A 743-nucleotide genomic window follows, 5' to 3' on the forward strand; every position below is an offset into this window, starting at 1 on the left:
TTATTGTAAAAAGAAAACCACTGGTTCGACCAGTGGTTCTAAAAAGCTTTAGCTATGAGCGGTGTTTTTACCTCCTTATGATACGATTAAGATGGTTCGCCAACCAGAATAAATGAATCATAAGGAGGATCCGAATATGGATATGAATAGTTTATCACATACAAAATGGAATTGTAAATATCACATAGTGTTTGCACCAAAGTATAGAAGACAAGTGATTTACGGGAAAATAAAAAGTGATGTAGGCAAAATAATAAGGAAATTATGTGCGCAAAAAGGAGTAAATATTCTTGAAGCGACAGCATGTCCAGATCACATCCATATTGTAGTAGAAATACCACCAAAGTTAAGTGTTTCAAGTTTTATGGGATATTTGAAAGGAAAAAGTTCGTTAATGATTTTTGATAGACATGCCAATTTGAAGTATAAGTTCGGCAACAGACACTTCTGGTGCCGAGGTTACTATGTTGATACAGTCGGTCGGAATGAAAAGCAAATTAGAGAGTATGTAAAAAATCAGCTACAAGACGATATTGCAGCTGATCAAATAAGCTTAATGGAATACATTGATCCATTTACAGGTGAAAAATCAAAAAAGAAGTAAGACTCATATAAGAAACTGCTTTAGCAGTTGCATGTGAGCGTAAGCGGTTGGCGGACTATTCAGAGAGCCTTAAGGCTCTAGCGTGTCCCATGCCCTTATAGGGCTGAGCAAACTACCCGCTGAGCGGGTAGTTTTGATT

General features: G+C 36.9%; 1 protein-coding gene. It reads left to right on the forward strand.

Annotated elements, in window-relative coordinates; genetic code table 11:
* Window positions 1-136 precede the first annotated feature (136 nt).
* Window positions 137-604 carry an IS200/IS605 family transposase gene (tnpA, locus tag EZV73_RS28335; RefSeq protein WP_240843933.1) on the forward strand — a complete coding sequence of 156 codons (468 nt, stop codon included), beginning with the start codon at window positions 137-139 and terminating at the stop codon, window positions 602-604.
* Window positions 605-743 lie beyond the last annotated feature (139 nt).

The organism is Acidaminobacter sp. JC074 (assembly GCF_022496765.1).
Taxonomy (GTDB): domain Bacteria; phylum Bacillota; class Clostridia; order Peptostreptococcales; family Acidaminobacteraceae; genus JABXKX01.